At 74.9% G+C, this 5,921-nt stretch carries 4 protein-coding genes; all 4 read left to right on the top strand.

Annotated elements, in window-relative coordinates:
- A partial coding sequence (locus ABZ809_RS34355; RefSeq protein ID WP_357566826.1) for a lanthionine synthetase LanC family protein occupies positions 1 to 514 on the top strand: 514 nt, incomplete at its 5' end.
- Positions 515 to 598: 84 nt separating this feature from the next.
- Positions 599 to 835 carry a hypothetical protein gene (locus ABZ809_RS34350; RefSeq protein ID WP_357566825.1) on the top strand — a complete coding sequence of 79 codons (237 nt, stop codon included), beginning with the start codon at positions 599 to 601 and terminating at the stop codon, positions 833 to 835.
- 79 nt (positions 836 to 914) lie between these two features.
- Positions 915 to 3,803 (top strand): AAA family ATPase, encoded by a 2,889-nt coding sequence (locus ABZ809_RS34345; RefSeq protein ID WP_357566824.1) that lies wholly within the window; start codon positions 915 to 917, stop codon positions 3,801 to 3,803.
- A 204-nt stretch (positions 3,804 to 4,007) separates the two neighbouring features.
- Positions 4,008 to 5,837 (top strand): family 16 glycoside hydrolase, encoded by a 1,830-nt coding sequence (locus ABZ809_RS34340; protein ID WP_357566823.1) that lies wholly within the window; start codon positions 4,008 to 4,010, stop codon positions 5,835 to 5,837.
- The last annotated feature ends 84 nt before the right edge of the window (positions 5,838 to 5,921 follow it).

Raw genomic sequence — 5,921 nt, 5'->3', positions numbered from 1 at the left:
GCGACGGGCCGGCCCCCCGACCGCCGGTGCGGCGGGGTACGGCTGGTGCCGCGGCGCGGCCGGCCTGGCGCTCGCCCACAGCGCGCTCGCCCACAGCGCGCTCGGCCACAACGCGCTCCCCCACAACGCACTCGCCCCCGACGCACCGGCCCCGCGCCGGCACGCCCCGGACGACGGGCCGGCGCCCGCGTACCGCGCCGACGAGGTGATTCGCCTGCTCACCGACCGCCCGCTGCTCGGCGACCTCAGCCTCTGCCACGGCGAGCTGGGCATCGCCGAGGCGCTGCACGGCATCGCGCCCGGCACCGACCCGGTGCGGCGGCATCTCGGCCGGATCCTCGACGCCGTCGACCGGTACGGGCCGTCCTGCGGGACCCCGAACGGGGTGCCCACCCCCGGCCTGCTGACCGGCCTGGCCGGCATCGGGTACGAGCTGCTCCGGCTCGCCGGGGCCGCACCGGTACCGTCGGTCCTGCTGCTGGAGCCGACCCCTGCCCCACCGCCGCCGGACTGAGGCGGGCACCGGGGCGAGCCATGACCATCCCCAGTGGAGCGATCAGCTCCGGGAAATCCATGCACACCATCAGGAGGAACGACATTGTCCGAGAACCAGCTCTCCCCGTCCCGTGTCGACGAGGTCGACTCCGCGGCACCGATCGACGACCCGGTCGGGGCGATGTGGGCGCAGCCCGTCGTGACGTTCGGGATCCGCGCGGCCGCCCTCGCCAGCCTGGTCGTGCCCGTGGGCCTGGTGGTCGGGGGCCTGATCGGCGGCGGCGGGGTCGCGGCGGACGCCGCTCCCCTGACCACCTGCTGCCCCGAGCGCCCGCTGTGACGACCCGCTAGCCGCCCCGGGCAAGGAGGCGACGGCACCACGTTGGGCCGTCGCCTCCTTCCTCGGATAGCGTGCGTGTGTGTACCGCTCCTCGAAGTTCATCGGTCGGGACGCCGAGCTGCGCGCGGTGCTGGGCCGCCTCGAGTCGGCCCAGGCCGGGCTGGGCGGTGCGGTCTTCGTGGTCGGCGAGAGCGGCATCGGCAAGTCTCGCCTCGCATCGACGGTCACGGAACTGGCCGGCGCGGCCGGCATGCGGGTGATGCGGGGCAGGGGCAGCACGATCGGCACCGCGGTGCCGCTGCGTCCCCTGACCGAGGCGCTGCTGTCGTTGCTCCGCTCCGGTCCGGTCGACCCCTCCGTGCTCGGCCCGTACGGCCCGGTCCTCGGCCGACTCGTCCCCGACTGGGGGCGGCCACCGGCGGACCAGGAGAACACGTCGCTGGTGATCCTCGCCGAGGCCGTCCTCCGGCTGACCGGGGTGGCCGGCGCGGGGCGGGGTTGCCTGATGCTGCTCGACGACCTCCAGGACGCCGACACGGAGACGTTGGCCGTACTGGAATATCTGATCGACAATCTCGCCCTGCAACCGACCCTGCTGCTGGGGGCCATCCGGGCCGAGCCCTGCGCGGCGTTGTCCATCGTCCGGTCGGCCGCCCAACGTGGTCGGTGCACGCTCATCGAGCTGGGCCGGCTCGACGACGACGGGCTGCGGCAGATGGTCGGCGCCTGCCTCGGTGCCGATCCGGAGCGGGTGCCGGCCGCCGCGCACTCCCTCGTCTCGACCGGCAGCGCCGGAAACCCCTTCCTGATCGAGGAACTCGTCGCCGGCATGGTCGACGGCAGGCTGCTGGTCGGCGGCCCGGACGCCTGGCGGATGTCGGAACAGCTGCCCGCCGCCCTGCCGAGCACACTGGCCCGGGGCATGGCGCAGGGGGTCGAGCAACTCGGCCCGCCCGCCCGGGAACTGCTCTCGATGGGCGCGCTCCTGGGCCAGCGGTTTCCGCTGGTCGTGGTGCAGGCGGCCAGCGGGCTGAGCGACCGGGAGGTGCTCGACCACCTGGGCGGCGACGTCGCCGGGCGGTTGGTCGCGCAGGACGACCAGCTCGCCGACTGGTACGCCTTCCGGCACCGGCTCAGCCGCGAGGCGCTGCTGTCGTTCCTCGGCCCCGGCGAGCGGACCCGGCTCGCCCAGCGGATGGCCGACGCGGTGGAGGCCGTCTTTCCGGGGCTGCCGGGCGAGTGGTGCCAGGTGTCGGCCACCCTGCACGCGGAGGCCGACAACCCGGAGGCGGCCGGCAGGCTGTTCACCGAGGCGGGCCGCCGGGCGATCGCGCAGGGCGGCGCGACCACCGCGGTCGCCCTGTTGGACCGGGCGATCGGCCTGCTCGGCGAGCGGGACGCCGTGGCCCGCGCGGCCGCCCTCGAAGCCCTGCTGCACGCCCTGGCCGAGGCGGGGCTCGTCGAGCGGGCGCTCGCGTCGGTCAGCACCCTGGAGCAGATCGGCGGCGTCGACCCGCGCCGGCGGGCGCAGCTGCACACCCGGCTCGCCTGGGCCGCCACCGTCGCCGGCCGGTCGGCCGAGGGGCTCGCCCAGGTGGAACAGGCCCGGGCCCTGCTCGGGCCGGACGCCGCCCCGGAGGACACCGCGCCGGTCGACGTGGTGGCCGCCCACCTGGCGCTGGACACCGCGGGCCAGGACCAGCTCGCCACCGCCGAGGCGCTGGCCCGCCGGGCCGCCACGGTCGCCGAGACCGTCCCGCTGCCGGTGGTGGCCTGCCAGGCCTGGCAGCTCCTCGGCGCGCTGGTCCGGCACCGCGACCCGGCGGAGGCGACGCGGTGCCTGGAGCGGGCGCTGGCGATCGCCGCCCAGCACCGGCTGCCGATCTGGGAGATCCACGCGCTGATCCGGCTCGGCAACGACGACGCGCTGCGCGACGCCAGCCTGGACCGGCTCGAACAGGCCCGGGAACGCGCCTCCCAGGCCGGCGCGGTGACCGCGCGCCACCAGGCGGAGGCGAGCCTCGCGCTGCACGCCGTGCTGCGGGGCGACTTCGACACCGCGAGCGGCCTCGTCGAGCAGGTGCTGGCCGCGACGACCCGGCTGAAGCTGCTGGAGACCACCCAGTACGTGCTGCTGGTGAGCGCGGTGCTGGCCGGGCACCAGGGACGGCGTCGGGAGATGGAGCAGGCGCTGGCCGAGTTCCGGCGGTGGAACGGCGACCAGGCCCTGCACGCGCCGCGCGTGCACGGGCTGGCCAGGGCCTTCTGCGCCCTGCTCGAGGAGGATCGGCCGCGCGCCCTCGACGAGTTGGGCCGGGCGTTCAGCGCCGAGACGGTGTTCCACCTCTCCGGCCGGCACGGCCTGCACCTGCTGCTCCAGGTGATGTCCGGCGAGGCCGGCTGGCCTGCCTACGAGGCGGTGCAGGCCGACTCGAGCCGGTTGCGGTGGGATCTCCAGTTCGCACTCTTCGCGAAGGCGGTGCTTCTCGGCCGGGCCGGGCGACCGGAGGCTGCCGAGGAGGCGGCGACCGAGGCGATGCGGGCCGGGGCGCCGTACGCGATGGGCCGGCACCTCGCGCTGCGGCTGGTCTGCGAGGCGGCCCTCGCCGACGGCTGGGGGCACCCGGTGCAGTGGCTGCGCGCCGCCGAGGAGCACTTCCACCGCAGCGACGTGCCGGCCGTCGCCAGCGCCTGCCGGGCCCTGCTGCGCCAGGCGGGCGTACGCGTGACGCAGCGCCGCTCCGGAGCCGGCGACATCCCCTCCGGGCTGCGGTCGGTGGGCGTGACGGTGCGGGAGTTCGAGGTGCTGCGGCTGCTGGTCGGCCGGCTGAGCAACCGGGAGATCGCCAGCCGGCTGCACCTGTCCCCGCGCACGGTGGAACGGCACGTGTCCAGCCTGCTGGGCAAGACGGGCCTGCCGAACCGGATCGCGCTGAGCGAGTTCGCCATCGAGGTCGAGAGCAACTGAGCGGCGCCGCCGGCCGGCCCGGGCACGGGCACCGGCGGCGCCGGGTGCAACATTCCTGCAATCGGCAGGCATTGACGTCGATATCCGGGCCGCCCTAGCGTCGAGAACGGGAAAGCCCTTTCCCATGCTGTCCGCACGTCGTCGACCGCGGCACCGTCGCGCGACGGTGAGCCGGACGGTGCCCGCAGCACGCAAGGAGGACCCGTGCCCGACAGGCGCAGCAGACGTACCCGCGGCGCGGTCGCCGCCCTCGGCGTGTCGGCGACCGCGCTCGCCCTGGCCGCGGCCATGTCCGCGACGGCCCATGCCGCCACCCTCTTCTCCGACGACTTCGGCGACGGCGACAGCAACGGCTGGTCGAAGTCGGGCGGCGCCTGGTCGGTGACCACCGACGGGACGCCGGTGCTCGGGCAGTCGAACACCGGCAGCGAACTCGCCCGGATGTTCGCCGGCCAGACGAGCTGGACCGACTACGAGATGCAGGCCCGGGTCAAGCCGGTGTCGTACGGCGCCGGCGGTCTCGTCGGCATCGCCGCGCGGGCCGGCAGTTCCACGAAGATGTACCGGCTGTCGTTGCTGGCCGACGGCCGCGCCGAACTCCAGGCGGTCAACGGCAGCGCGATCACCGTGCTCGGCTCGGCCGGCGGCGTCGCCTCCACCGGCGCGTGGCACACGCTGCGGATCGAGACCGCCGGCAGCACCGTACGCGGCTTCGTCGACGGTGTCCCGGTCGGCAACGCGAGCGCCACGCTGACCGGCGCCGGCCGGATCGCGCTGGTCACCGCGTACGCCGGCGCGAGCTTCGACGACGTGCGGGTGACCTCCGGCGGCACGGGGCCGACCACCCCGCCGGCCACCACCGCTCCCCCGAGCACGCCGCCGCCGACCAGCGCACCGCCGACGACTCCGCCGCCGACCACTCCCCCGCCGGCCAGTGGCACCCTGGTCGTCGCCACCAACGGCGACGACGCCAACCCGGGAACGCTGGCCCAGCCGCTACGGACCATCCAGCGCGCCCACGACCTGGTCCAGCCCGGCGGGACCATCGCCGTGCGCGGGGGCAGCTACGCGCCGACCAGCACCATCAAGATCCTCAAGGACGGCAGCCAGGCCCAGCCGATCACCCTCACCGCGTACCAGGGTGAGCGCGTGGTCATCGACGGGGAGAACATGCCGTACACGCCCGGCGCCGTGGGCTCCTCGATCCCCCGGGCCGACCGGGGCGCACTGCACGTCGAGGGCGACTGGTGGCGGTTCGTCGGCCTGGAGATCGTCAACGGCCCGTACGGCATCTTCGGGGTCGACACCAACAACGGCCGCTACGAGCGCCTGGTCACCCGGGACAACTACGAGTCCGGCCTGCACCTGCAGGGCGCCTCCGCGGGCAACCACATCATCGACCTGGACAGCTACGGCAACCGCGACCCGCGCAAGAACGGCGAGAGCGCGGACGGCCTCGCCATCAAGGAGGGCTCCGGCGCGGGCAACGTCGTCCGGGGCGCCCGCCTGTGGCGCAACGCCGACGACGGCTTCGACGCCTGGCTGTTCCTGTCGCCCATTCTGATCGAGAACAGCGTCGCCTACGACAACGGCTACAACTACTGGGGCCTGCCCGACTACACGGGTGACGGCAACGGCTTCAAGAACGGCGGCGGCACGGACCCGCGCCCGGCGGTCGACCACGTCACCCGCAACAGCATGGCCTGGGGCAACTCGGCCGGCGGGTTCATCGACAACGGCAATCCCGGCTCGCTGCTCTTCGACCGCAACACCGCGTGGGACAACGGCAGGGACGGCTTCAACGTCTCACGCTCCACCTCGGTGCTCACCGGCAACCTCTCGGTCGGCAACACCACGAACGTGTCGCTGGGCGGCTCCACCGGCTCCGGCAACTCGTGGAACCTCGGCGGGACGTGGACGCTGGTCAGCACGGATCCGGCCACGATCACCGGCCCCCGCACGGCCACGGGGGCCATCCCCTCGTCGGCGTTCCTGCGACCGGCCAACGGCGCGGACGTCGGCGCCCGGATCTGAGCCGGACCGGCCGTGGGGGGGGGGGGGGGCGGGGGCCCCCCCCCCCCCCCCCCCCCCGCGACCCCGCCCCCGACCGACAGAGAA

Source organism: Micromonospora sp. NPDC047074, assembly GCF_040643815.1.
In the GTDB taxonomy this organism is placed as follows: Bacteria; Actinomycetota; Actinomycetes; order Mycobacteriales; family Micromonosporaceae; genus Micromonospora.
The sequence above is the reverse complement of the archived record's forward strand: the minus strand, read 5'-3'. Positions and strand labels throughout refer to the sequence as shown.